This is a genomic window from Streptomyces sp. NPDC059957, from assembly GCF_042730015.1.
GTDB lineage: Bacteria > Actinomycetota > Actinomycetes > Streptomycetales > Streptomycetaceae > Streptomyces.
Genome location: NZ_JBHWMB010000067.1, coordinates 18,110 through 43,611 on the forward strand (window position 1 = coordinate 18,110; position 25,502 = coordinate 43,611).

General features: G+C 67.8%; 17 protein-coding genes. 11 read left to right on the forward strand and 6 right to left on the reverse strand.

The window, feature by feature from the left end; genetic code table 11:
- Nucleotides 1–113: 113 nt before the first annotated feature.
- Nucleotides 114–6,755, reverse strand: coding sequence for an RHS repeat-associated core domain-containing protein (locus tag ACFWBW_RS32660; RefSeq protein WP_385380300.1), 6,642 nt, complete (start codon nucleotides 6,753–6,755; stop codon nucleotides 114–116).
- 173 nt (nucleotides 6,756–6,928) lie between these two features.
- Complete coding sequence (locus ACFWBW_RS32665) at nucleotides 6,929–10,591, reverse strand: LamG-like jellyroll fold domain-containing protein (RefSeq protein ID WP_385380303.1); 3,663 nt, start codon at nucleotides 10,589–10,591, stop codon at nucleotides 6,929–6,931.
- Between the two features lie 1,192 nt (nucleotides 10,592–11,783).
- Here ACFWBW_RS32665 and ACFWBW_RS32670 point away from each other — a divergent pair.
- Together ACFWBW_RS32670 and ACFWBW_RS32675 are read left to right on the forward strand one after the other, a co-directional pair.
- The gene (locus tag ACFWBW_RS32670) at nucleotides 11,784–13,706 is read left to right on the forward strand and encodes an FG-GAP repeat domain-containing protein (protein ID WP_385380305.1); all 1,923 of its coding nucleotides are present in this window, start codon (nucleotides 11,784–11,786) and stop codon (nucleotides 13,704–13,706) included.
- Nucleotides 13,707–13,867: 161 nt separating this feature from the next.
- The gene (locus ACFWBW_RS32675) at nucleotides 13,868–14,686 is read left to right on the forward strand and encodes an alpha/beta hydrolase family protein (RefSeq protein WP_385380308.1); all 819 of its coding nucleotides are present in this window, start codon (nucleotides 13,868–13,870) and stop codon (nucleotides 14,684–14,686) included.
- Here ACFWBW_RS32675 and ACFWBW_RS32680 read toward each other — a convergent pair.
- Nucleotides 14,683–15,981 carry an XRE family transcriptional regulator gene (locus tag ACFWBW_RS32680; protein ID WP_385380311.1) on the reverse strand — a complete coding sequence of 433 codons (1,299 nt, stop codon included), beginning with the start codon at nucleotides 15,979–15,981 and terminating at the stop codon, nucleotides 14,683–14,685. The genes ACFWBW_RS32675 and ACFWBW_RS32680 overlap by 4 nt on opposite strands.
- Before the next feature lie 189 nt (nucleotides 15,982–16,170).
- Between ACFWBW_RS32680 and ACFWBW_RS32685 the strand changes: the two genes are divergently transcribed.
- Together ACFWBW_RS32685 and ACFWBW_RS32690 are read left to right on the forward strand one after the other, a co-directional pair.
- Complete coding sequence (locus ACFWBW_RS32685) at nucleotides 16,171–16,566, forward strand: DUF6415 family natural product biosynthesis protein (protein WP_385380314.1); 396 nt, start codon at nucleotides 16,171–16,173, stop codon at nucleotides 16,564–16,566.
- 167 nt (nucleotides 16,567–16,733) lie between these two features.
- Nucleotides 16,734–16,997, forward strand: coding sequence for a hypothetical protein (locus ACFWBW_RS32690; RefSeq protein WP_385380317.1), 264 nt, complete (start codon nucleotides 16,734–16,736; stop codon nucleotides 16,995–16,997).
- Between the two features lie 972 nt (nucleotides 16,998–17,969).
- Here ACFWBW_RS32690 and ACFWBW_RS32695 read toward each other — a convergent pair.
- The gene (locus tag ACFWBW_RS32695; protein WP_385380320.1) at nucleotides 17,970–18,485 is read right to left on the reverse strand and encodes a hypothetical protein; all 516 of its coding nucleotides are present in this window, start codon (nucleotides 18,483–18,485) and stop codon (nucleotides 17,970–17,972) included.
- A 223-nt stretch (nucleotides 18,486–18,708) separates the two neighbouring features.
- On the opposite strand from ACFWBW_RS32695, the gene ACFWBW_RS32700 reads away from it, so the two are divergent.
- Nucleotides 18,709–18,978, forward strand: a complete 270-nt coding sequence (locus ACFWBW_RS32700; protein ID WP_385380323.1) for a hypothetical protein — start codon at nucleotides 18,709–18,711, stop codon at nucleotides 18,976–18,978.
- Between the two features lie 52 nt (nucleotides 18,979–19,030).
- Here the strand turns inward: ACFWBW_RS32700 and ACFWBW_RS32705 are convergent, their stop codons facing one another.
- Nucleotides 19,031–19,393, reverse strand: a complete 363-nt coding sequence (locus ACFWBW_RS32705) for an Imm51 family immunity protein (protein WP_385380326.1) — start codon at nucleotides 19,391–19,393, stop codon at nucleotides 19,031–19,033.
- A 251-nt stretch (nucleotides 19,394–19,644) separates the two neighbouring features.
- Between ACFWBW_RS32705 and ACFWBW_RS32710 the strand changes: the two genes are divergently transcribed.
- On the forward strand, nucleotides 19,645–20,343 hold the full coding sequence (locus ACFWBW_RS32710) for an HNH endonuclease family protein (protein WP_385380329.1): 699 nt from the start codon (nucleotides 19,645–19,647) through the stop codon (nucleotides 20,341–20,343).
- 101 nt (nucleotides 20,344–20,444) lie between these two features.
- Nucleotides 20,445–20,672 carry a hypothetical protein gene (locus tag ACFWBW_RS32715; RefSeq protein ID WP_385380331.1) on the forward strand — a complete coding sequence of 76 codons (228 nt, stop codon included), beginning with the start codon at nucleotides 20,445–20,447 and terminating at the stop codon, nucleotides 20,670–20,672.
- 78 nt (nucleotides 20,673–20,750) lie between these two features.
- On the opposite strand, the gene ACFWBW_RS32720 is transcribed toward ACFWBW_RS32715, so the two are convergent.
- Nucleotides 20,751–21,032 (reverse strand): hypothetical protein, encoded by a 282-nt coding sequence (locus tag ACFWBW_RS32720; RefSeq protein WP_385380334.1) that lies wholly within the window; start codon nucleotides 21,030–21,032, stop codon nucleotides 20,751–20,753.
- A 259-nt stretch (nucleotides 21,033–21,291) separates the two neighbouring features.
- Between ACFWBW_RS32720 and ACFWBW_RS32725 the strand changes: the two genes are divergently transcribed.
- The 4 genes from ACFWBW_RS32725 to ACFWBW_RS32740 all read left to right on the forward strand — a co-directional run.
- Nucleotides 21,292–21,609 carry a trypco2 family protein gene (locus tag ACFWBW_RS32725; RefSeq protein WP_385380337.1) on the forward strand — a complete coding sequence of 106 codons (318 nt, stop codon included), beginning with the start codon at nucleotides 21,292–21,294 and terminating at the stop codon, nucleotides 21,607–21,609.
- Between the two features lie 102 nt (nucleotides 21,610–21,711).
- Nucleotides 21,712–24,150, forward strand: coding sequence for a tetratricopeptide repeat protein (locus ACFWBW_RS32730; protein ID WP_385380340.1), 2,439 nt, complete (start codon nucleotides 21,712–21,714; stop codon nucleotides 24,148–24,150).
- Between the two features lie 46 nt (nucleotides 24,151–24,196).
- Complete coding sequence (locus ACFWBW_RS32735) at nucleotides 24,197–25,111, forward strand: IS982 family transposase (RefSeq protein WP_385380343.1); 915 nt, start codon at nucleotides 24,197–24,199, stop codon at nucleotides 25,109–25,111.
- Nucleotides 25,112–25,223: 112 nt separating this feature from the next.
- On the forward strand, nucleotides 25,224–25,502 hold a 279-nt coding region (locus tag ACFWBW_RS32740), incomplete at its 3' end, for a tetratricopeptide repeat protein (RefSeq protein ID WP_385380349.1).

A 25,502-nucleotide genomic window follows, 5' to 3' on the forward strand; every position in this document is an offset into this window, starting at 1 on the left:
CAACACCCGACATTGCAGTAGATTGAAATGCAGAATGGACCCTGCCCCGTCTCAGGCCAAGGCCCATCACTGCCGCCTATTCTATGCGCAGTAGATTAGAAGTTCTATGACTTCTACCTAGCTCCTCCAGTTTGGGAATATTGGCCACCGTACCTGACGGTACTTCCATCGCGAAGCACAATCATGGAAGATCTCTGGGGTGAGCCAAGGGCCGCCTGGGCATCCACATTCTTCATGTCCGTTGGGCTGGCGTAGGGAAATGTAGGGTGCGAGTGATAAATCCACATTCTGTCGGCACCCTCTCCCATGAATACAGCGTGGTCACCGCCCGAGTACAGGTAGTATTGCCCTCCACCACCGTTCTGCTTGGGGCCGAGCACGTAGACAAGCCCCCATTCGCGATTAGTGGCATTCGTTAGTGCGGCCATCTCTGCGGGCGACACGCGCCCAGAGACGGGAATTCCAGTACGGCCGGGATCCTTAATGATTCCTCGAAGAAGATATGCTGTTTCGCTTGCTTCTTGAGCTACACCGCCTCGTCCGAGAATCATGGTGGTGAATTTGGCGGCACCGGAGGCGCCGCGGCCGACGGGGCCAAGGGGGAGCCCCCCTGCGGCGCTTCCCACGCCATAGCCCGTATCGAACGCTGCACTGCTGGGGTTTACGCCCCACTCGTTGACCGCTTCCTTAGTGATTGCATCGCCGGCGCATTCAACTTCACCGAATAGCTTGAATCCCTGGCATGCGAAGGTCACCGTGTCGACGAGGCCCACTAGGATTCCTGAGCCGAAGTCACGATCGTTGCCGCGGGCCTGGTCCACCCATTTGCTTGTGCATTTGAATCGGTTGCAGGAGCTCTTGTAGTGCCCCTCGGGTGCCGGTGGAGCGCTGCCGCCCTGGGAGACCTTCGCAGGGCCTGGCGCGTGTCCGGGAGTAGTGTTTTCGTGGCCAGGTGTGGGCCTGGTGGGGCAGTCGACCTCCGCGCACATGCCGGTGGGGTCCGCTGTGGTGACAGGGTTGTTATTGGCATATCCGTAGCCGTTGAGCGACTGCGGAGAATCAGGCACCAACAGAGGGTCGACACTGATGAATTGGCCAGTGTAGGGGTCGTATTCGCGGGCTCCGATGTGGGTGAGTGCGGTGTTGGTGTCGGCGGACTTGCCGAGGAAGCGTTTGTCGTCCGGCCAGGTGCCTACGGTGTCGCCGCGGGGGGCGCCGAAGGGGGTGATGTAGCGCTTGCTGACGGTCTGCTCGTCGCCGCTGTCGATGGCGATGGAGGAGGTGCCGTGGTGGTCGCCGGCGAGGAAGGAGACCTTTGAGGTGCCCGTCTCGTTGCTGCGGACGGCTACTCGCTGGCCGCCGAGGGTGTAGTAGCGGTTGGCCCACTTCTTGGTGCCTTCGAGGTGGACCTCGGTGGCTCCGGCGTAGAGGACGGTTTCGCCGCCGGTGTTGCGGCGGATGAGGAGTTCGCCGTCAGCGTCGTACAGGTACGAAGTGGTGTTCGTTCCCTCCACAAGCTTGCTGAGCTTGTTCTCACCGTTCCAGGTCAGGGCCTGGCTGCCGGTGCTGGAGGGGGCGCGCAGGCGCTTGGTGGTGTTGCCGTTGTCGTCGTAGGTGTACTGGTCCGCGACGCCGGTGCAGGAGGCGCCGGTGGTGGTGGAGACGAGGGCGTGCTTGCGGGTGGTGTCGTAGCAGTAGGTGCGGTCGGTGGTGCTGGAGCTGGCGTGTGTGGTTTCCGACGCGCGCTGGCCGCCGGCGGTGTAGGTGTAGGACTTCCAGTAGGAGGCGGGGCCTCCGAGGCTGGCCGTCGTCGGGCCGGTGCTGGCGCAGTTGGCGGTCTTGGGGGTCCAGGCTTCGGTTATGCGGCGCTGGCCGTCGTAGGTGAAGCACTGGTAGTCGGCCGAGCTGGCACCGCTGACGGTCGCCGCGTCGAAGATCGACTTGATGTTGCCGGCGGCGTCATGGGTGTAGGTGGATTCCTGGACGAGGCCGTGGGTGGGCTCGTAGACGACGGTTTTCTTGAGGCGGCCCGTTCCTTCCTCGAAGGTGTTGGAGATGTCGACGTCCTTGACGCCGAGCGCTCCCGAGCGTGAGAGCTTCATCGTCTGGAGCTGGCCCAGCGGCGAGTAGTCGACGCTCTGGACGTATCCAGAGGTTCCGGAGAGGCCCTCCGGCAGGAAGTGGGTGTTGTAGTCGGTTTCGATGGTCTCCGAGGGGAGGCCGCCGGCGGCGGGCTCGGCTGTGGTGGAGACGGTGCCGTCTTCCCAGAGGTTCGTCTCGTACGCGGTGGTCGCCTTGATGGCGCCCGAGGTGACCAGCGGGTCGTCGGCGGGCAGCGTCAGCTCGGTTTTGCTGGGGCGGCCGAGGTAGTCGTACTCCGCGACTTTCTTGGTGTAGGCCTTGCCGGACGTGCCGCCGACGTAGCGGATCGCGGCGGTCGACGCACCCCTCAGAAGGGTGTCGTAGGTCCAGGCGGCCAGCTTGTTGGCATCCGTGCGGGAGGTCTGCCACTTGTCGGTCTTGCGCCCGTGCTCGTCGTAGGAGTACAGGAGCGTGGTGCCGCGGGCGTCGTCCGTGCTGGAGACCTGATCCAAGGACGTGTAGTGCGTGGTGGTCGTGCCGCTGTCGGGGTCGGTGGCAGTGCGCTGACGACCGTAGATGTCGTAGGTGTACGACCACTTGGAGCCGTCCGGCCCGGTCACGGTGGCGGGTTTGCCGTCACGGGTGTGCGTGTACTTCACGCTGGTGTAGGCCGTGCCGAGGGTGGCGCCGTACGCGGCGTCGTTGGGCTGCTCGCCCGCGTAGGTGCGGGTTTCCGTCGTCCGTCCCAGCGCATCGGTGATCGTACGAGAAGCCGTGCCTCCATCGGGTGCGGAGGTGGCTACGGAGTCGCCGGTGTAGCTGGTGGTCGTGGACCACTTCTCGACGTCGTTGACCAACAGCTCTGAGGTTGTGGGCCGGCCCGCACCGTCGAAGGTGGTCTTGGTCTGCGGGAAGGGCCCTCCGGCGACGACTGCAACGTAGGTGCCGTCCGGTACAACGGAGGAGCCGTCCGGCTTCTTCCTATCGTCCCAGACGTCGGCGTATGTGTCGGCGGCCAGACCCCGGGAGTCATAGCGGGTGTCGGTGAGGATCCGCCCGCCGTTGGGTGAGGTGACCTGGGTCTGCAGGGGGCGCAGGAGCGAGTCGGCGACGGAGAAGACCGGGGTCCGGTAGGTGGTGTTGTCGTGCTTGAGCTGGGTGACAGAGGTCCAGGGTGAGGATCCGCGCTTGAAGGAGTACCCGTACTTGATGTTCGGGCCCAGACTGCCTTCCTGGTTGCGGTTGTCGAGCCAGGTGCCGGTGATGCGGCCGAGCGCGTCGTAGGCACTGCTGGTGATCTTCGAGGCGGGGGACACGGTTTTGATCAGCGCACCGCGGGCGGGGTCGAAGTAGGTGTACGTGTGGTGGGTCTGGCCGTTGGAGTCCAGCTTGGGCTTGGCGCTGACGGCGGCGGTGAGGGGGCCGACGGTGGCCGGGGTGTAGGCAGTGGTGGCGGTGTTCCCGGCCGCGTCGGTGGTGCTCAGGGGCCGACCGAGGACGTCGTACGTGGTGCTGGAGAGCTTTTGCCAGCCGTCCGTTTCGGACGGGGTGCGCGGGTTGGTGCTGGTGGCGGCCGGGTAGGCCTTAGCCCGGCCGGTCCAGGTCACCAGGCCCTTGTTCGGGACGAGCCCGTCCTTCCATCCGGTCACCGTGGTGTCGTCGTAGACGGTTGCGGTGTCGGAGATGACATCGCCGCGGCTGGTGAGCGAGCTGGGCAGGGTCAGCTTGTCATCGGTGAGGTCGTTGCCGTCGGTATCGGTGCATGCCTGGGCAACGGTCCGGGTGCGGGAGACCAGGTTGGTCAGGCCGGCCGTCAGATTGCGGGCGTACCAGGTGTTGGTGCAGGTCTCGTCGCCGGGCTTGGAGGTGTCGCCCAAGGCGTTGACGCGCGCGATCATGCCGTAGTCGTCGTAGACGTAGTCGGTCTGGGTCCGGCGGAAGTCGGCGGAGGTGGTGAGGTAGGCGTAGGTGGTTGCGCGCGAGGTACGGACCCGTGAGGCGGTGATGGTCTTGTCGACCGGTTTGCCTGGACTATCAGTCTTTTGGACGGTCTGCGTGGCTGTGTTCTTGTACCCCGGGTAGTTCAGGGAGGATGAGAGGACGGCTGCCCCGTTGTAGGTGACCGACTGGCGCTGGAAGCCGGCCAGCTGGTCGTAGTCGGTGGTGTCCGAGATGGCGATGGAGCCGGTGCCGTCGATGTCGATGACGGGCACCTTGTTGGTGCGGGTGACGTTCGGGTCGGCTGTCTTGTCGCCGTACATGCCCTGCATGTACACGTTGGTGGTCTTGGACCGGTTGGAGTCGACGCCGACGTAGGTGGTGACCCGGCCGTAGCCACGCCAGCTGGACCAGGTGCGGTCCTCCTCCTTGGTCATGGGGTCGTCGTTGTAGCGCCAGCCTGGCTTCTCGTACTCGTACGAGGTGGACACGGTGGCGGCGGTGACGGCGTCCGTGGTGGTGACGTTGGTGACGCGGTACTTGTGGAACCAGCCCAGCTTTGTTTCGCCGCCGTTGGGCTTCCACTTCACCGGGTAGCAGGGGCGTGTGGCGTCGTCGTTATCGTCTTCAGCGGTCGGCATCTTGGTGCCGACCGCACACTGCGGGTCGGACAAGGTGACTCTGGTCGTCGCCCCCGTCTCAGAGGTGATGGTCTCGATGCGGGGGCGGATGAACGCCAGAACGTCGTCGCGCGGCACGTCGACCCGGTTGGGCAGGTTCCGGTATCCGAAGTCGACCGGGTCCAGCTTGAGGTCGGTGCCGTTCTTACCGGTGCGGACGATCGACTTGAGGGCCAGGATCTTCTCGCTCGGAGCGTTGAGACTGACCGGTGGCCTGTACGCCGAGTCAAGGACATAGCTGTCGACGTCGGTGAACGCATCAGGCTCGAGCGCGGTGGACCACACCTGGGTGCTGATGTTGCTCAGGCGCTTGCGGGTGAAGAAGGAAGGCCCCGTGGCGCGGCAGTCTGTCGCTGTGCTGGCGCAGATGGTGTCGAAGGGTACGTCGGGCCAGTTGTCGGCGGTGTCCTCGGTGAGCGAGGAGCAGTCGGAGTCGCAGCGCTCCGCATAGGTGAACGCGACCCGGCCGGAGGCTATGCCGGTGAAGAGCGCGTCGGCCCGCTGCCCGTACTTGATCTCCTTCAGGTAGCCGCCACGCGTGTAGGAGCCCAGCGTCGTCTTGTCGCCGTTCTTCGCGTAGTAGTTGCCCTCCTTGGTGTACCAGTACGTGGAGGCGTTGCCCTGTAGGTCCTGGACCAGGTCGAGGTTCCAGCGCCAGGCCTGCTGAAGGGAACGTCCGGAGAAGCTGGTGCTCTTCGCGTAGCCGGGCTCGCCGTCGTCGTCGCCGAAGACGGGAGTGGTCCAGACCGAGTTGGTCTCGGTGCCCGCGGGCGCACCGGGGAGCTTGTTCAGACCGAAGATGTAGGTGACGCCACTGCCGGTGACCACCGTCCAGTACTCACCGTCGTCATCGGTGCTGCCGGCGCCCCGCCCCCGTGTGACCTTCGTGCCGTCGTCGTTCTTCAGGCGCCAGGTGTCGACTTCCTTGTCCGAAGAGTCTTTGACCAGTTCGTTGGCCTTGCCGTTCAGGACGAGGGAGGCGTTGTCGTACTTCCAGCACAGGTCGTACTTGCCTGCCTGGGAGTCGTCCTCGCACGAGCCGTACTTGCGCTCGATGTAGGAGGAGGTCAGGTCGAAGCCCTCACCGACCTGGGTACCCTGATTGTTGGTGTTCGCGGTGCGGCCGTCGAGGGACCCCGTGTCGTACGACAGCGACAGCGCCGGCACAGGTCCCGCAGCCGCGGGCGGCACCGTGATCGGGTAGGACCAGGCGAACGATCCCGATGACCCGCCGGCCTCCCAGGTGGAAGAACTGGCCAGCGGCGTGGCCTTGTAATCGCCGCCGCCCGACGGGGACGCGAGGGTCGTGGCCATCACCGCGAGCACCGTGGGTGCGGCCGAGGCAGCACCCAGCGAGGGCGGACTCAGGGATTCGTCTTGACCCCGGACCAGGACGCTGCCCGTGGGGGCAGGCTTGGAGCCGGCCACGGTGACGGTGGCGGACAGCTCATGGCTGGCGAGGTTGTTGCTGGACGCCAGGGGTGTGGTTGTGCGGCACTCCGGCTTCTCCGGAGTGGTCAACGCGCAGGCGGGCATGACGACAAGGCCCAGGCGGGTGGACCAGGAGCCGCCGATGGCTGCTGCGAAGGAGTCGTAGTTCACTGCGACCCGTGCGTTGCCGGGTGTGGCGGCGGTGGCGGTGAGCAGCACACCGGTGATGCCTGCCTTGCGGGCGGCCTGCTGGTCCAGGACCCGCACCGTGGCCTGCCCGGAGGCGGCGGCGCCCGGGCGGGCGGTCGTGCCCGGAGAGCGGAGGGTCACCAGTGAGCCACGGGGCGGGGCGTTGTTCACGTCGCCCGTGAGGGTGGTGGCCTTGGGCCAGGTGTTCTTCGGGTTGGCCTTGGCACGCTCGGCCTGGGCCTTGTCCTCGGCCTTGAGTTTGGCGATCAGGTCGGCGGAGGCCATCGTGGCGACCGGCACCGAGGTCACCTTGGCAGGCCGGTGCTGGGGGCTCGATGGGCGGCCAGGTGCTTCTGCGGCGCTGGCGAGGGGTGCGATCGCGCCGGACACGGATATGGCCAGGGCGAGGACTCCGATGATCGGTGTTCTCGCCAACGGACTTCTTTTGAACACAAAAGCTCCAGAGCGGATGAGCCGCGGGGTAGTGGTGCGTGTGACTGGTGATGGGCACACGGGGTAGAAGGGGCCGGCGGGCCGGGGCCGCGTTCTGCGGCCCCGGCCGCTAAGCGCGGGCCCTGGCTGCCCTCAAGAGGGCAGCTGTGTCTGGACTAGGTGAAGTCCAGCACCTGTGTGGCGTTGTGCATGGCTCCGGACCACAGGCGTACGTCGTTGATCTGCCCAGGCAGGTAGTTGCCCCAGGTGATCGTTCCATCCGGCTTCTTCACGAGGCCCTTGCCGACCGCGAAGGTCGTGCTGTCGGAAGCGGTGGGGTGGTAGTCATCCTGATCAGCGACGTAATTGCCGTCGATGTACAGTTTCAGCCGGTCTTCCTGAGCGTTATGGACAAGCGTGACCTGCACAGATGTGTCGAGCTTCGCCTGAACCGGGGCCATCCTCCAGGTGCCGCTGCCGTCGGGATTGAGGCGGCCGAAGTACCAGTAGCCTTCTACGGAGACCTTTTCAGGAGCACTGGGGTCGTCGGGATCGGGGGTGGTCCTGTGGGAGTCCTTCTTGAACCACAGACCCCAGGCCGCCCCGTTGCCGGCGCGCTGTCCCAGGACCTGTGCGATGTACTTGTCTTCCTTGGCGGCGATCTCTGCCGTGTCGAGCTGGACTTCGGCGGTTGCGGTGAACGATCCCAGTTCGTCGACGAGCGGTCCTGCTGCGTATCCGTCGCCGGTGGTCCCGTTGAGCAGCAGCTTTCCGCCTGCGATGGTCGCCCCTGACGACAGGTTCAGGTCTCGGTTGTAGCCGGAGGTGTCCGTCAGGACGCTTCCGGAGGCGGTGTCGGGGTTCCAGCGGGCCGAGAGTTCGACCATGTTCCTGCCGGTGGTCTTGTCGTGCATCTGTATGTCTGCCCGCAGTGAGTCCGGGCTCAGGGCGGACTGCCAGACGGTCACCTCGTCGATGAGGCCGGGGAAGTCGTTGACCCAGGCGTCACGGTACTTGTTGCGTCCGATGGTCAGCGGGCCCTTCGCCGCCACGGGTGTGAAGGTGGATGGCAGGTCGAGTCCGCCCTGGAAGTTGCCGTTGATGTACAGCCGAAGCCGCTTGGTCGGGGTGTCGTTGTCGTTGTCGGCGTCGTTGTCGTACTCGACGGCTACGTGGGTCCAGACCTTGGGCACGGTCTTCGTGGTGGCGTTCACGACGTATTTGGTGGTGCTGGCACTGGAGTCGTCGGTGGTGGGCAGCGAGACCGACCAGGTTCCACCCGCCTTGTGGGTGATCGCGACCGCGCTCATGTAGTTGCCGGCTATGCCCGCCATGGAGAAAGTGGTGTCGACCCGGTCAGGGCGTACCCAGCCCGCGATGGTGAAGGGCTTCTGGGTGTCGATCACGGATCCGGAGGTCGCCGCGTAGTCGTCGACGCCGTCGAGGCGCAGTGCCGTGTCCTCGCGGTTGATTTCGGTGAGCCAGCCGCGGCGACCGTCCGAGGGGCGGGTGGCGCCGTTGCGCAGGTCAGCCGGATCGGGTGAGTCGTCGTTGGTCGCGGTGTCCTTGGCATCGTCACCGGACATGTCGTAGAAGTTCCAGTGCGCTACCGGGTGGGGATCCTCGCCGACGGCGAACCGGAACTGTGCAGTCAGACCCTTGCGCCCGCCGGCCACATCGTCCAGGCCCCTGACGTAGAGCACGTTCAGTCCTGGATAGCGTGGGGCAACCTTGACGAGCGAACCAGCTGCCGCCGACGCCGGGAGCCATTTCGTGTCCCCGGTGACCCTGTACTCGTACCCGACGACCTTGGAGTCCTCGCCCACGGCCGGACGGAAGGTGAATGTACCCTTCTTTCCCGGCATTTCCACAGCAGTACAGCTGCTTGAGTCGCACTTGCTGTAGGGACCGTCGGACGAAATCCGTGGCTCCTTGGGAGCTGAGGCATCCAGTTTGAAGTAGCAGGTGACGTAGTCGCTTCCCGCGGTCGCCGCGTTGGGGGCGAAGGATCTGGTCCAGGTGAGGACGCGGTACGTCTTGCCGTCCTGCAGGGTCGGCATCAGTTCCGGTTCGGCTCGGACGGAGGCGTTGGCCCCGTAGTAACTGTTGTTGGGGCTGTCGATGAACGGGCCGGAGTTGACCTTGACCCAGTTCGCGCCGTCCTGCCTCTGGATGAGGAAGGCCACGCGCAGCCGGGCCTCCAGCTCGCCACCCGGATAGACCTCGGTCGTGGCGCGCAGCTCGGGCTCATCTTTCGAGATGGTCGTCGCTTCGGCGAGGTTCTTCTCGCAAGGGGTTCCATCGATGGTCTGGCCGGTGGGGGCGGCCGGGTTGCCGATGAAGTCCACGGTGAGTGCCGCGTCGTTGCGGAATCGCTTCCAGGCGCTTGTGTCGCCCTCGTTCTCGGCCCGCAGTTGCAGAGTCAGCGGCTCGCCGCCGGTTGCCCAGGCCTGGACCGTGGGAGTCAGGTTTTCCTCGGGTTCATCGGGATTGTCATTGAACTCGATCGGAGCAGCCGGCGAGTTCGGATCACACTCCGATCCGCGACCTGCAGACACATAACGGTCACCCATCAGGTCCAGGTATTTGGGCTGGTTTCCCCAGGTCGTCGACTTGGTGAAGGCACCCGCTGTACGCACGAGCCACACGTTGCGCGGTTCACACTGGAAGGCCCACGGCTCCGTAACGGTGAACGTCGCGTCCAGGACCCTCTTGCCGCGCAGGTTGTCCGGTGTGAACTGGAAGTAGAGCCGCTGCACGTCCCCCGAACCCGTACCGCAGGGGTAGCCGTGCCACCACCCGCATTGACCCACGCCCTGGCCCATATTGTCGTCGGCGTTATCCCAGTTAAGCTTCGAGTACCCGTTGTCGCGCACCTGAAGCCGCTCCACGGATCCGTCCGCGTTGACCTCCGGGTCGATGTACAGAGGGAAGGCTGAGGGATCGGTCTGGGCCATGAGCGCGGCGTCCGGGACGACCGTGAGACTGGTGGCGTCGACGTTCAGGCCTAGGGGCGCCGTCTGATCGCCGAGGCCGGGACCATCGAACGGTGACTCTTCGCCCACCTCGGCCGCGGTGCTCTGTTCGTCGGTCGTCACCGCGGCGACGGTGTCCATGACGGTGGAGGCTGACTTGGCCGCCGGCTGAGCAGGCGCGCTTTCCGGGCCGCTCGAGTCCCACATCAGTGCCGGCGGCGCCGTGAAGACCGTCTGGCCGTCGCTGTTCCAGGCTGTGAGGCCGCTTTCCTTGGACCCGGAGACCTCCAGCCCGTTGGCCTTGAGCGCGAACTTGACTTCCTTCAGTGCCGGGCTCGCTGCGGCCTGGGGGGTCTTGACGACGAGTACCTCGCGGAACCCCTCCACCGTGGCCGTCATGCGGAGGTCGACGCCCGGCAGTACCTCCGGGTAGGTGGCACTGTCTCCCTCGAGCGTCGGCTTGGGCAGGGGCTTGGCCCAGCCCAGCGCGAGGGTGCGGCCCTCCCGCTCGATCTCCACCAGGTCTGATGCGGCACCGCCGCCCGAGAAGCTCAGACCGACGATGGCAGCTTTCGGCCCCACCGTTCCGTCCGGCCGGGTCACCAGCGTCGCGTCAGGCTTTACCCAGGCACCATCTGCACTCTTCACCCGCACAGGCACGGCGGACTGGACGAGACGGAACGATGCCCCGTCGGGGTTCGCGTAAGTGGTGGTGAACTCCGAACGTTCACCTACGAGTTCCACACGTTGGCCGCTCTCGGCGGCCTCTTTCAGTGCTTGCTGCCCTTCAGGCAGCGGCGCCTCCGGTGTGGTTGTCGACGTGCCGGCGCCGTATGCCGGTGAAACCCCGACGAGTAGAGCCACACCGATCGCGGCACTCAGAGCACGGCGAAGCCGTCTCCCTTGTCTTACTGACACTTGCCCACCCGAGAAGAAGGGTGAGGGCCTCCCCGGCCCCCACGGCGACGGCAACTTGTGCGCCGCTCGGCAGAGGTTAAGCATCAGGTAAAGGGGTGATCAATACCGACCTGACGAGCCGTTGATCACGTTAATCGAAATTTGCATGCCCAAATCAACATTAAGTTGCCGTAAACCCTATTGTGCCCAATGTGGGCATATCGGTGGAACTCTCCTTGGTCGGGTCGACAACTTCAGGCCAGCTGTCACAGTTCGCTGACCTGGTAAATGTCTCGCCGGGCGAGAGGGGGGAAGGTGTTGACATCTAAAGGCTGTTGATGATTGGGGGGCGTAACCTCAAGCTTTTCCGGATGCAAATTAGGCGGCGAGCCCAATTGGGTCGTCAGAGCTATCTGATCAGGTTGATGCTGGCCAGGTTCTTTGACTCGATCACAGCAAGTTGGTGACCGCTGGCTGGTGAACGAAGACAGCGCCGACCTGCCACCGCCCTGTGGTGCCAGCTCACCGCGCGCGGCCGGCAACGCGAATACCGGAGGATCTCCCACACCTCGTCCAGGACCGCGGTTGTGTAACCGCGGGCGCCCGGCTCGCGCCGGAACCACGCCTCCGCCCGCGGCAGCCGATTCGGGTTGGTGAGTGCGCGTCGGGCGACCTCTCCGAGCGCGCGGTTGCGGCTGGTCAGGGTGCTGAGCAGGCCTCTGCTGACCGGGGGCAGGGCCACCAGGCAGCCGCTGGCGGACTGGGTGGTACGGTCCGCTCCTGCGATCAAGTGCACACGGACGTGAGCAGGGTGAATCCCCGCGTCCGGTCAGACTGTCTCAACCCGGGGGCCCCTATGCCGTACCGCCGCACGTCCCGGCGACTTGTCTCTCTCGCCGTCCTCACTGCTCTCGCGGCGGCCGGGGGCCCGGTGGCCGTTCCCGCGGCCGCGGCGCCGGGGCATGCTGCCCCGGCTGACGCCGCGTCGGTACTGCCGAGGGTTCCCACGGACGAGCGGATTGTGAGCGGGGGCCCGGGGGGCTTTCTGACCCGGTCGAATAGCGGCGACGGGGTGCACGATCTTACGTGGACGCGTTACTCCGACGGCTCCGTCACGCGGATGAATTTCCTGTCGACCTCCGACGAGGAGGTCGGGACCATGTCCGACACGGTGGTTGAGTACAGCCGACCCGTGCGGTTGCATCACATGGACACCGGGACCACCACCGAGGTGGACGTGCTCGGGATGGGCTACGGCTACCTCGGCGCCGTCGGCACGACACTCATCGCCTACGGGCCCAGGCCCGGGGACACCCCGCTGATCCACCTGCTCAGCGACCCCCGGAAGGGGATGACGGACCAGGCGTTCAGCGGTCTGCCCCGGGGCATCGTGTCCGGGAGCCTCAGGATCGCCGCGTACGCCAACGGAGCCTTCGTCCTCGAGTACGCCACCGGCGACAAGGAAGACCCGATCCTCCACCAGGCCGTCGTCGACGTCGCCTCGGCGCGCATCGTGAACACCTACCGGGTGTGGCGCTCGTGGGGGGATGTGGCTCTCTCGGGTACGCACGTCGCGTGGATCGGTGGGGCCAATGATGTGGACGGCACCGTCGTCCGTATCGCGAAGCGTGGTTCCTCGAGCGTGTCTGTGACCAAGCTCGGGCAGATGGGTGACCGTCCGTTGCTCGGCCTGCTGGGCGGCTGGTGGCTCGCCGCCCCGCAACGGAACGACCCGTCCGACGACCACGCCCTGTATGCCCGCCCTCTGGGCGGGGGCGCGCCGCGCAAGGTGATGGACTCCGTCGCCTCCTATACCCCGGGTCTGGCTCCGGGAGGTGCCTTGCTGGTCAAGGGAGGTACGGTCGCCCACGGTGACGGGCTCTACCGCATCACCCTGGGCTCCGACGGGCTCCCGCACGCCGAGATCGTCGCCACGATGAAGCCGCCCACTGCGGTGACCCTCGTGCGCGAGGAGATACCCACCACCATCGACCTCTCCCGCACCCCCTCGGTCAGCCTGAACTGGAAGCTGTCACGCGACAACGTCCGCACGGAGTTCATCCTGCACAACGTGAGTACCGGCGAGCGCGGCTACTACCACGACGAGGACATCCTCCAGCCCGAGAAAACGGCGAGCGGCTTCTTCGAACTCCACTGGGACGGACTCCTCAACGGCATGCACATGCCGGCCCCCAACGGTGAATACGAATGGACGCTCACCGCCAGGCCCCGCGACGGAATCGGCCGTACCCTCGTCGTGAACGGCCAGTTCACCGTCTCCCGGGACGCGGCACCGCACGACCTGACCGACGACGGCACGCCCGACCTCCTCACCCGCACCGATGACGGGCACCTCATCAGCCAGAACACCCTCTACATCAACGGCGTGATATCCAGTTCGTCGCCTTACGAGACGGACCTTGGCAGCTTCTGGGGGAAGTACACGGCGCTCGTGGCCGCGGGGAACGCCGGCGGCTCCCGGCACGCGGACCTCCTGGCCCGTGACGGGGAGGGCGTGCTGTGGCTCTACACCGGGAAGGGCGACGGCAAGCTCTCCGCCCGGAGCAAGGTCGGGGGCGGCTGGAACACGTACGACGAGCTGACGGCGGGCGGCGATGTGACCGGCGATGGCAAGGCGGACCTCCTGGCCCGTGACAAGGCCGGCGTGCTGTGGCTGTACCGGGGCACCGGCGTGGCTGAGGCCCCGTACGCGACCCGCAAGCGGATCGGCTCCGGCTGGAGCCAGTACGACGCCCTGGTCTCGGCGGGCAACATCGCCGGCGGCGCGGCGGGCGACCTCCTCGCACGTGACAAGGCCGGCGTGCTGTGGCTGTACCGAGGACGCGGTGACGGAACGTTTGGCACCCGCGCGCGTATCGGGTCGGGCTGGGACCGGTACAAGGACCTGGTGGCCTGGGGCGACGCCAACAGGGACGGTACCCCCGACCTCTACGCACGCGACAAGGCGGGCAACAGCTGGCTCTACCAGGGCACGGGGGACGCCGAAGCACCCTTCCGCAGCCGCAAAGCCGTAGCCCCGACCTTCAACTACGACCTGCAGAAGTACACCGAAATCCTGTGACACCAGGCAGGCCCGGAAAGGCCTTAAAGGGACGACGTGCTGCGCCGCAGCTTGTTCCGGGCGTACTCCCCGCGCGTAAACAGGCAGCGGCGAACAGCTATCAGCTCTGGTCGGAGGCGATCTACTGTGGGGCTCGTGGGCTGGTGTCTACGATCGGGGGTATGGCCTCAGAGCGGGAAGTTCGGTTCCGGTCCCTGGACGGTACGGCGCTTGCGGGAACGGTGACGGTGCCGCAGGGGACGGCGACGTCTGGGTTGGTGGTGCTGGTGCACGGCGCCGGTGTGACCCGGGAGGAGGGCGGGTTCTTCGCCCGGCTCGCCGCAGGGCTGGCGGCGGCCGGGCTGGTGTCGCTGCGGTTCGACCTGCGGGCGCACGGTGCGAGCGGCGGCAGGCCGGCGGACATCACGATGGCCGGCGTGGCTAACGACATCCGTGCGGCCGCTGACCAGCTGCGCGAGCAGACGGGTCTTGACGGGCCTATGCATGTGATTGCGGCGTCGTTTTCCGGGGGCGCCGCCGCCCTGTACTCGGGGTCGCGGCGGCGGGAGGTTGATCGGCTGGTGCTGCTGAATCCGCGTCTGGACTACCGGGACCGCTACGTCGACAGCCGTCCGTACTTCGATGGCGACTACATCACCGCCACCGCCGCCCGGGACCTGGACGAGCGCGGCTTTACGGAGAAGTCGCCGTTCGAACTCGGGCGCGCCCTGCACAACGAGGTGTTCTACCTGGACCCCGAGGTCTACCTCCGTGCGGTGCACGCTCCGGTGCTGTTGGTGCACGGCACGAAGGACACCTTCGTGCCGGTGGAGTCCTCCCGCCGCTACCTGCCGCTCTTCGCCGGTCCGGCGGAGTTGCTGGAGTTGGACGGTGCGCAGCACGGGTTCGCTGTCCACGAGGATCCCGGCTATGCCAATCCGCAGACCCAGCTTTGGCAGGCGCAGGTCATCGACCGCGTGACGGGCTTCTTGACCGTTTAGGCGGTCAGGGTGGTGAGGGCTTGGCGTAGTTCGCGGACGGCGGGGCGCCGGGCGTGGGGGCGCAGCTGTGCGGCGGTGCGGCGCAGTTCGCCGAGGGCCTGGCCGAAGCCGGGGGTGGCGGCGAGGCGCAGCGCGGTGAGGCCGGTGGCGGCGGCCTGGTCGATCTCGCCTGCGGCGGCCAGTGCGCCGGAGAGGTGCGCGGTGAAGAACGCCCGGTCCCTGGGGGCGAACACTCCGCGGGCGAGGTGCTGCTGCAGGAGGTCGGCGGCGCGGGTGGGTTGGCCTGCTTCGCGGTGGCTGATGGCGCTCTGGGCCATCAGCCGGTCGAGGGTGTATCCGGCGCACAGGGGCCCGGTGCAGGAGGCGGGTTCGACGGGGCCGGCTTGGTCGAGGGCGTGGTGGGCGTCGTCCAGGGTGCGGTTGACGGCATCGGCGGGGGCGCCGGTCAGGGCGAGGGCGCGGGCTTCTTGCTGGAGGGCTTCGGCCCGCGCCCTAGGCGGCAGGGTCCAGGGTCCGCGGGCGGCGGCCTGGGCGAGGTCGAGCATCCGTGTGGGGTCGTGCCGGTCGGTGGCCTGGGCTTTGCGCAGCAGGACGTAGGCGTGCATCGGGCCGTCGCCTGTGAGGGTGGCCCACTCCGCGGCCCGGTCGTGGAAGAAGACCGTGAGATGCGCGGGGGAGCCGGCGTCGCGGTGGAGCCACGCGGTGAACTCGGCGGCCCGCGCGCCGACCGTGAGGAGTTCGCGGCGTACGGGGGTGGTGGCGTCGCGGGCGAGGGTGTCGATGATGGCGAGGAGTTCCATCGCGGCCGGCAGGACTTGGCGGGGGCCGGTGCTGCTGTCGGCGCGCGCGATGTCGTCGAGAGCCGTCCGTAGATGAGCGACGAGGTCGTGGTCGGTGAAGCGGCGGATGTTGGCGACGGCGGCCGCCAGCCGGTTCGGGCCGCCGCCGAGAGTGAGGGCGGGAGCCGCGCCGAGCACGCCCCGTAAGAGCAGTCGCCGGTGCACCCCGTCCTCCTCCGGCCTGGTCGTGGCGTTGTCCCTGCTGCTCTGCGGCGGGGTGAAGCCGAGTTCTTCGAGGGCCAGGGCGAACATGGACTGCAGGATGCGTCGGGCCTGCCGGTTGGGCCACCCGGGCTTCGACGACTCCCAGCGGCGTACCTGCCGTACGTCGATGCCGGCGTCCTCGCCGAGCAGGGCGGCGTGAGCGGCGTACGCGGCGGCGACGTCGCTCTGGCTGTGCCAGCCCCGCTCCACACGCGCGGCACGGAAGGCGGGATTCCCAGGGCTGTAGGACATCGCGACCCCCATTGCGGATTGCGGACGGGACGGCGCCGCCCGAGCGGAAGGTGTGGCCCTCGACGGTACTCCCGCGAGATGTCCTGTGATGTGTCCTCGTTGCATCCCGCACCAGCGTCTACGGTCCGAGGCAAGGGTTCTGACTGGAAGTCAGCAGGGCCTGCCAGGCCCGGGACCCAGGGAGGGAACGTGAGCGTGCTCGTGCAGGCCCATCCGTTCCAGGTGGGGAACGAAATCGACGCAGAGGTCGGTCAGCCGATCGACACCGTGGTCATCAGCGAGAGCATCTCCATCATCCTCGAACCGCGCGAGGCCCTGCCGTCCGCCGCCCTGCGCGATCTATGGATGAGCTGGCTCAGCGGCCACTTCGCCGTCCTCCTGCCCTGCCTCACCGCACCCTCCCGTCCTTCGACCCGGGCCAGGGACGACCAGCCGATCGAGCAGGCCACCGACTTCGTACACGGAGCGCTGGAGCGGGGGCTGCCTGAGCAGGCTGAAGCCGCCTACGTACAACTCCAGGAACTCGCCCGCACCTGCCGCTTCCTCCTCGGGCTCGCCAGCGACCGCTCTCAGGACAACAAATGACCGCGGCCACCAGTCCGGCAGCCCGCCGCCAACGAAACAGTGTGGGGTAACGACGACAACGGATCCGGCGCCAGCGCGGCGGGTCCGACTCCGCGACTCCCCAATGCGCGAGCGCGACACCAACCTCCGCCCTGCTCTGATACCGACACCAGATAGGAGGCACCGACATGATCAGGAACGAAGCGAACACGTTGATCCGGGAAGACACCGAGCACCGCCTGCTGGGCCGCGATGTCGTCCACCCCGCGACGGGCCGCACCGGCACCGTCGCGACCGTGCTCCTACGCACCGCGAAGGCGACGGGCCGCACCATCGGCCGGACAGCGCACATGCGTCCATTGGACGGGTCTGGCCGGGAGTGGACGGCAGAGCCGCACGAGTTGAAGCTCTTACGCCACCTCGCGCCGGACATGCCCGCGGGCATCGGGTAAATGACCACCTCGGTGGGGCTCGGCATCGGCCCCGAGGGGCGCTCCGCCGCGTCACCGATGCCCCTGCCGGCCTGGCCGCGGGAGTACTCAAGGCCCGTGCCCAGTTGCACGAGGCCGGGGCGGAGGCAGAGCGCCTGGAGGCGGAACACGCCGCCGCGCAGGAGCGCGCGGAGTGTGCGGCCGCCGCGGTGACAGAGGCTGAGGATGACGTGCGGGCGGCGAAGGACCGGCTGGCGACGGCACGCACGACGAGCTTGAAGACGTCGCCGGTCTGCGGGCAGTCGGCCGGGCAGCGGCGAAGGCACAGCCGCGGGCGGCAACCGCGGCCCGGATGCTGGACAAGCTCACCGACACCGACGGGTGAACCGCACCGAGCCAGGCCACCACTTCGCCGATACCGGCCCGCACAATGCGGTGGCTGCGGCATTGTCTTGGGCAGGCAGCCCCGTGCGGTGGGCCGCCTGACGGCAGGGCAGCTGCGGGGGAGGGCGTTGTGAGCAGGCGCGAGACCTGGACGACGGAAGAGTTCGGCCCATCCCACTCCGGCGCGGTCGAGGCCGTCCTCGCCGACGGAACCGTCCCGGCCCCGGTGTACTTCGACAGCTCGTCCGGAGGGGGAGGGGAGGCCGTCTCGCAGTGGCACCTCTACGACGGCCTCCGGCTCCGCGTATCGCGCGCGGCTGCATTGCGCGCCGTGTGCTCGTGTGGCTGGGCGGGCCCCGACCGGCTCCTCGACTGGGAGGCGATCGGTGACCAGGCCCTCGTGGACGGCGGAGACGAGGAAGCGGACGCGTGTGAGCGGGACTGGGACGGGCACACAGCCCAGGTCGAGGAGATGACGGTCCCACTGCCGGAAACGGTCACCACGCTGCTGGAGCGCCTGGAGCAGGAGATCGGGCGGCTGACGAAGACTTCTCCGGTCGCGGGGGTACGTGCTGCCCGTCGGCTGGAGGTGGTCGCCGAGCGGGTCGGCTACTGGGCGGCCCGCGGCACCGCCGCCGACCAGGGCGTCCGCTCGCTGTCGAACACCTCTGCCAACGGGACGAAATGGTCGACATCGAGGCGCCCGGCGTCGATGACGCTGAGGTTGTCGTACGGGCTGCGCCAGGATCCGCCGGTCAGCTTGCATCCGGCCGCGACCTGAGGGGCTGTCACGGCTTCGGCCAGGATGACCTCTCGGCGGGTATCGCAGCCGTCACCGGAGTTCAGGCCCTTGTTCCAGTGCTTGTACAGGTCACGCTTGTAGCCCTCCCGGTGCTCGACGGCGACCGGGAGCCGGTCGATCGCCTCGAACAACGGCAACGGAGCCCGCACCCCGGCCGCGCCCGGCGCCGCGACGGCGGTGCTGTGGACGAGGTCGTGCTGGGTGGGGGAGCTGGCCTTCGCGGGCGGCGTGCTGGCGGCGGCCGGCAGCACGGTGGTGGTGAGCAGGGGAAGAGCGGCGAGGGCGAGCGCGGGCAGGCCGCGGCGCAGCAGATTGTTGATCATGGTCGGTTTGTAGCCGGGTACGAGGCTGGTGTGGAAGGGGGATTCGGGGCAGCTCACTCGGCCGGGTGGCCGGTTTCACCGCAGAATCGATCTTCTTCCTCGGGCCAGGCCCACGACCTGACCCGCACATGCTTCCAGCGCCTCACCCTCGCCTCCGGATTGGGCGATGGTGGCTGGTGGCAGGCTCCGACGGGTCGAACGCGGCACGTCGGAGGGACAGAGCATGAGGTTGAGCCGTCGGGAACGGATCGCCTTGGACGGCTTCCTCCTCGCCGCCGGGGTCACCGCGGCCGGCTGGGGTGCCGCGCACTACGGCTTCGACCGGACCGCGCACCTGGCCTGCACCCTGAGCCTGATCCTGGTGCTCGTCACGGCCTATCGCACCGTATTCCACGGCCTGACCCTCGTACGGCTCCCACAGCCACGCATCCCCGCCTCGGAGGAAGTGAGGCGTCACGCGGCCCGTCAGGCCGGCATCGACCCCGACGCGTGACAAGCACCCGCCAGCTGAAGTGGAAGGCCACCAGCATCGGGGTTCGCACGCTCTATCGGTCGAGGAAGCGCGGTTCAGCTGTCTGGATGTAGTGGCTGAGGAGTTCGCGGTTGTGGAAGGCGGAGTGGAGGAGGACGGCCAACTCCGTGAGGGCCTTGAGGTCGGGGCTCGTGACCACGAAGGTGCCGGCCTCCGATCCGAAGAATTCGATTTTGTCGCCGCTTCCGGGCATGAGGGAGTGGGCCAGTGACTGGGCCAGTCCCTCCCAGCCGTAGCCGTGGCTTTCGGCGTTGTGTTGCTCGAAGACGTCGGCTACCTGCTCCATGTCGCCGTCGAACAGATAGAGGCAGTGGGAGCCGTTGGCTTCGCTGCCTTCGTCCAGGTGGAACGGGGCCAGGGCTGATGCGTCGCTCATGTGGTGATGGTAGAGACGGCCGTGATCCGAGGCTGGCGCGGGTGCTTCGTCCCACTGAGCTGACTCAGGGGCGGCTCCGGTTGAGGCCCTTCTGCGTGCGGCGAGGTCCGTAGCTGGTACAGGCGGTGTCAAGGCGGCGGGCGTAGGCGACTTCGTTCGGTGTGTGCCGGGGCGGTCATGGCGGGGTAGGCGCGCTGGGTAAGGTCGCGGTGGTGATTTCAAGAGGGTTTGAGGTGTTTATGCATCGTCAGATGCGTGTGGGTGTCCGTACGGTGACGGCTGTTCTGCTGGCGGCAGGTCTCGCGGCCTGCAATCCGGGGGTGTCCGCCGGCGGAGACGGCAAGCCGTCCTCGCCCAGTCAGGGCAAGGACGGAGCACCAGGTGCTCCCGGAGCACCGGCGCTCCCAGGTCTGTCGACGACCGCGGTCGCCCGTACCCAGCTAGCCGGGCTGAAGGTCGCGGGTCAGAAGGCGATGACGGGCTACTCCCGGGAGAAGTTCACGCACTGGACCGGGCAGGGCGACAGCTGCGACACCCGCGAAGTTGTCCTGGAGCGGGCGGGCAAGGGCGTGAAGCGCGACGCCGCGTGTAAGGCCGTCTCTGGGACCTGGGTCTCGGTCTATGACGGGATGACCGTCACCGACGCCGGGAAGCTCGACATTGACCACATGGTCCCGCTTGCCAATGCCTGGCGGTCGGGGGCCGGGTCGTGGACGGCGGAGCGGCGTAAGGAGTTCGCGAACGACCTGACGCGTCCCCAGCTCCTCGCGGTGTCCGCGGCGACGAACCGGTCCAAGGGTGATCAGGGCCCCGACGAGTGGCAGCCCCCGGCCAAGGGCTACTGGTGCACCTACGCCACGGCGTGGACGAACGTGAAGGCCAGCTACCAGCTCACGGTGACCGAGGGCGAGAAGAAGAAGCTGACCGAGATGCTGGAGACCTGTTCATGACCGACCACAAGCCTGATAACACCTCGCAGCCCGACCGTGGGGCTATCCCGGACAGGTCGGTTCCGTTGACAGACCACGTGAAGGCCGGCCCCGGTGGAGCGATGACCGATGAGGTCGGCGTCATCACCGGCGATGTCACCGTGACGACCGAGCCCGGCCCGGACGGCACCGCACAGGTGCGGATCCAGTACACCGGCGCCGAGGAGTGGTACACCCTCACTGGCAGCCCCGCGCCGCTCCCGCCCGGCGGCCTCGCCGTACTCCACCAGCACGTCGTGGAGGCCGTGAAGGCCGGCGGCGCGACAGAGGTCCCCGACACGACTGCGTGAACACCCGCCTGTCCCGGAGCCCGGCTGACACCGTCGCCGTGTGCAGGTGGTCCCGCACCGGGGGCTGCAAGACGGCGTTCAGCCCGACGTGGTCGGCCGGCCGTCGTAGGCGACGGCGCCCTCGGATACAGGTGAGTACCCCGGATCCCAGTCCAGGGTGCTCACAGGCTCGGCGCCTCCATCGTCGTAGCCGCCTTCCCCGGGACTCCGGTGGACGTTCGCGTAGACGAGGACCTCTACGTCCGGCTCGCCGGGGGTGCGCCGGAGCCGGCAGGGGCCGGTCGACAGGAAGAGGTCCGAGATTCGGCGAGAGGCTTCAAGCGCCGCCTTCTCAGGGCCCCGGATCTCGATCGTGATCACGCTCTCGTCATCCATGCTCCAGGAACCCGCCAACGCCGGAGCCGGTTCCGCCCGGCCGCGAGGTCCACCCCATCGAGTGCCGCCGCGAGCGGAGGTTGCCGCCGGCAATCGTGATCGCCGTGAAAGGGAGCCACTTGGGCGGGGATAGAGCGAGCCGTTTGAGAGGATTACGAAGGGGCTTGCCGGGCCGCCGAGTGTGGTGTGAGGTTGGGCTGTTTGGTCGAGTGGATGTTGATGGGGGTGGGTCGTGGAGATTGAGTTGGCGGCTGCGGTGGCGGCGGTTCGTGATGAGCTGTTGGGGGCGGCGGCGCGTGGAGCTGGGCAGGATCTGGCGTTCAAGGTCGGGCCGGTGGAGTTGGAGTTCGCTGTTGAATTGCGGGCGGATGTGAAGGCGAAGGCCGGATTCAAGGCGTGGGTGGTCACGGGGGATGTGGAGGCGGGTGTGGCCCGTGCCCGCACGCACCGGGTGAAGGTCACCCTGACCCCGCAGCACGCTGCCGGCGGTGACCTGCTGGTGGGCGGCGACACCGGGCGGCTGGACGGCCCGGGCGATGTCTCCGGGCACATCGAGGGCTGATCGCAGAGCCGGTCTGCGGTTCTAGAGGATTTCGGGGGCGGCGGGGTGGATCGTGCGCGGGTTGTCGGTGTCGGGGGCGCGGGTGGGCCGGGGTCTGGGTATGTGATCGCGCCGCGGGTGGTGCTGACGTCCGGGCATGTGGTGGCCGAGCCTGGCAGTGCGGTGTCGCTGTTTCGGCCGGGCCAGGCGCCGGTCTGGAGCGGGACGGTGGTCTGGCGCGGGACTCCGGGTGGGCGTGATGACGCCGCCCTGGTTCGTGTCGACGGTCCGGAGTGGTCCCCGCCGTCCGGAGCGGCAGTTCGTTGGGGGCGCCTGGTCACGCACCAGACCGGGACCGGGTGCGAGGCGTGGGGGGTTCCCGACGTCGTGCAGCGCCCCGGCCGCCCGGTGGACATGCTGCATCCGTCGGGGACGCTCAACCCCGGGGACCGCTACGTCGGTAACCGGTACGTGATGAACCTCGACCAGCACCCGCCAGCCGCCACGGCGGATGGTTCCTCCCCCTGGGGCGGGATGTCGGGGGCGGCATTGTTCTGCGGCGGTCTGCTGGCGGGTGTGATCGCCAGCGATCCGGAGGGACGTGCCCACGCGAGCCTTGAGGCCGTCCCCGCCTTCGTGCTGATGCACGACCCTGCCTTCCGGAACGCACTGGCCGCACACGCTCCCGAGGCCGGCACCGTGCTGGAGCCGGTCGAATGGCAGCATCTGGCCGAGGCGGCCGATCCGGTGACCACCCGTCTGATCGGCTCCCCCGCAGCACTGTTGCGGGCCCGCCGCCGAGTCGTGCCGTTCCGCGGCCGCACCGGTGTGATCGACGATCTGACAGTTTGGAGCACGGAGGCCGGCTTCGGCGCCTTGCTCCTGCACGGCCCAGGCGGACAGGGCAAGACCCGCCTGGCCCAGCACTTCGCCGACAGACTGACGGCCGAGGGCTGGACTAGCTTGTGGCTGCGCCCGGACACCGCAGCCGACGCCCTGGCGGTGCTCTCGCACGCCACCGTTCCGCTACTGGTTGTCGTTGACTACGCCGAGACACGCACCGGGCAGCTGACCGCACTCCTGGAAGCCGCTGCCCGGCACGGTGAGGGCAGTGGCAGCGCGTTCAAGTTGCTGCTGCTGGCACGTACTCCAGGCGACTGGTGGCCGGCGCTGCAGGCGGCCAGCCGGATCGCCGAGGACCTGCTGGACGGCGCCGACACGATTGCCCTGGCAGCCCTGGAGCCCGAACCGGGCACCTCGCGGACCCAGGGCTACCGCGAGGCGGTGGACGGCTACGCGGAGCATCTGCCGCGCGTGCGCGGCTGGCAGCACCACGACTGGCCTGCCGCCGCAGCCCGGCTCACTGTCCCCGTGACGGTCCGCCCCGGTGTGGGTCCCCCACTTGACCGCCCGGGTCTGGAGACGGCTCTGACCTTGCACATGACCGCGCTGGCCGACCTGCTGGACAGTGCAGGACAGGTCCCAGCCGCTACCTTGGTCCCGGCCGGCGCCGGGACCAAGGTAGCGGGCACGGGGGAAGTCGAGGACCGGCTACTGGTCCACGAGCGCCGCTACTGGACCACCAGCGCTACCGCCCTCGGACTGCACCCGGCCTTGACTCTGAGCACCCTCACCGACGCGCTGGCCGCAGCCTTCCTCGTGGGCGCCGAAACGCGAGCGCAGGCCGAGGAACTCCTGCACCGCGTCCCCGGCCTTGCCGACCAGCCCGGCGACCGGCTCGGCGCCGTACGCGGCTGGATCGCCACCCTCTACCCCACCCCATCCGGCGGCAGGCCCTGGGACACCTTGCAGCCTGACCGGCTGGCCGAACGGTTCCTCGGCCGCCACCTTCAGGACCATCCCGAACTCGCCGATCACCTTGTGACCGGCGCCACCGATACCCAGGCCACCCAGCTCCTCACGGTCTACGCCCGGGCCGCCGCCCACCCCATCTTCGACCGCCGGCCCGCCGAGCACCTGACCGCCCTGTGCACCCGCCACGCCGGGGTCCTGGCCACACTGGCCATCGGCGTGATCACCCAGACTGAAGCCCCCCAGCCCCTCCTCGACGCACTCCAGCAGATCACCGACACCCCGGGCGTCTCGCTGCGCGACCTGCAAAGGCTCGCCGACCGGCTTCCCCCCGCCAGCCACAACCTCGCCCCCTGGGCCGCCCACCTAAACCAGCTCCTCGTCGACCACCACCGCACGCGTACCCACGACCCCGACCACCTACCCAACCTCGCCATGCGCCTGAACAACCTGTCCGTCGATTTGGGGGGTCTGGGGCGACGGGAGGAGGCACTGGCCGCGATCAATGAGGCGGTGGACGTGTATCGGGTGCTGGCCGGGCAGCGGCCCGGAGTCTTCCTGCCCGACCTCGCCATGAGTCTGAGCAACCTGTCCGGCTGTCTGGGGAATCTGGGGCGGCGGGAGGAGGCACTGGCCGCGATCAACGAGTCCGTGAAGGTGCATCGGGAGCTGGCCGGGCAGCGGCCCGACGCCTTCCTGCCCAACCTTGCCGCGAGTTTGAACAACCTGTCCAACCGGCTAGATGGTTGATTCCAAGGGGTAGCTGCAAAGACGCGAGGGTGCCCACTCTCAGTTTGTGACGACCGAGATAGACACCCTCGCAACTGCACTGTACGTGCGGGTCGATGACCTTTTGAAGGCCTCACCGCATCTTGCTCCGTGGCGGCCGCGAGTGGGCCTGGAGGTCAAGCTCAGCGACGCGGAACTGGTCACCCTCGCGGTGATGCAGGCTCTGCTGGGTTTCGTCTCCGAGGCCCGCTGGTTGCGTCATGCCCACGCCCACCTGCGGCATCTGTTCCCGTACCTGCCCCAGCAGCCCGGCTGGAACAAGCGCCTGCGGCGGGCATCGGACCTGGTCAGACGGGTCCTGCGGGAGCTGGCCACCGACACGGACCTGTGGACTGACGACGTGTGGATCGTGGACTCCACACCGGTGGAGTGCGGACGCTCCCGCGAGACCGCGAAACGCTCCGACCTGGCCGGATGGGCTGAGTACGGATACTGCGCCAGTCACTCCCGGTTCTTCTGGGGCCTGCGCCTGCACCTGGTGTGCACCCTGCACGGCCTGCCCATCGCCTTCGCTCTGACCGGCGCCAAAGCCGCCGAACGCGACGTACTGCTGGACATCTTTCACGTCGAACCCGGCCTGCTCGCCGACCGGAACGGGCCGACTCTGCTCGCAGACAAGAACTACTACGGCCGCGACTTCGAGAGTGACCTCGCCAACCTGGGAGTCCGTCTGCTGCGGCCGGCCCGCAAGGGCGAACCCGAGCGGGCCGGAGCCGAGCTGTTCAAACCGCTACGACAGCTGATCGAGTCGGTCAACCAGACCCTGAAAGCCCAGCTCGACCTCGAACGGCACGGCGGACGCACGCCCGCCGGGGTCACCGTCCGCGTCCTGCAACGACTCCTCGCCCTGACCGCCGCGATCTGGCATAACCACAAGACGGGCGGACCGGTCATCCGATCACTCACCGCCTACGACCACTGACCTTGGAATCAATCATCTAGGAGATCTGGGGCGGCGGGAGGACGGACTGGCCGCGATCAATGAGGCTGTCAAGATCCGGCGGGAGCTGGCCCGGGAGCGGCCTGATGCCTTCCTGTCCGACCTCGCCACGAGCCTGAACAACCTGTCCGTCGATTTGGGGGATCTGGGGCGGCATGAGGACGGATTGGCCGCGATCAATGAGGCGGTGGACGTGTATCGGGTGCTGGCCGGGCAGCGGCCGGGAGCCTTCCTGTTCAGTCTCGCCACGTGCCTGAACAACCTGTCCGTCGATTTGGGGGGTCTGGGGCGACGGGAGGAGGCACTGGCCGCGATCAATGAGGCGGTGGACGTGTATCGGGTGCTGGCCGGGCAGCGGCCCGGAGTCTTCCTG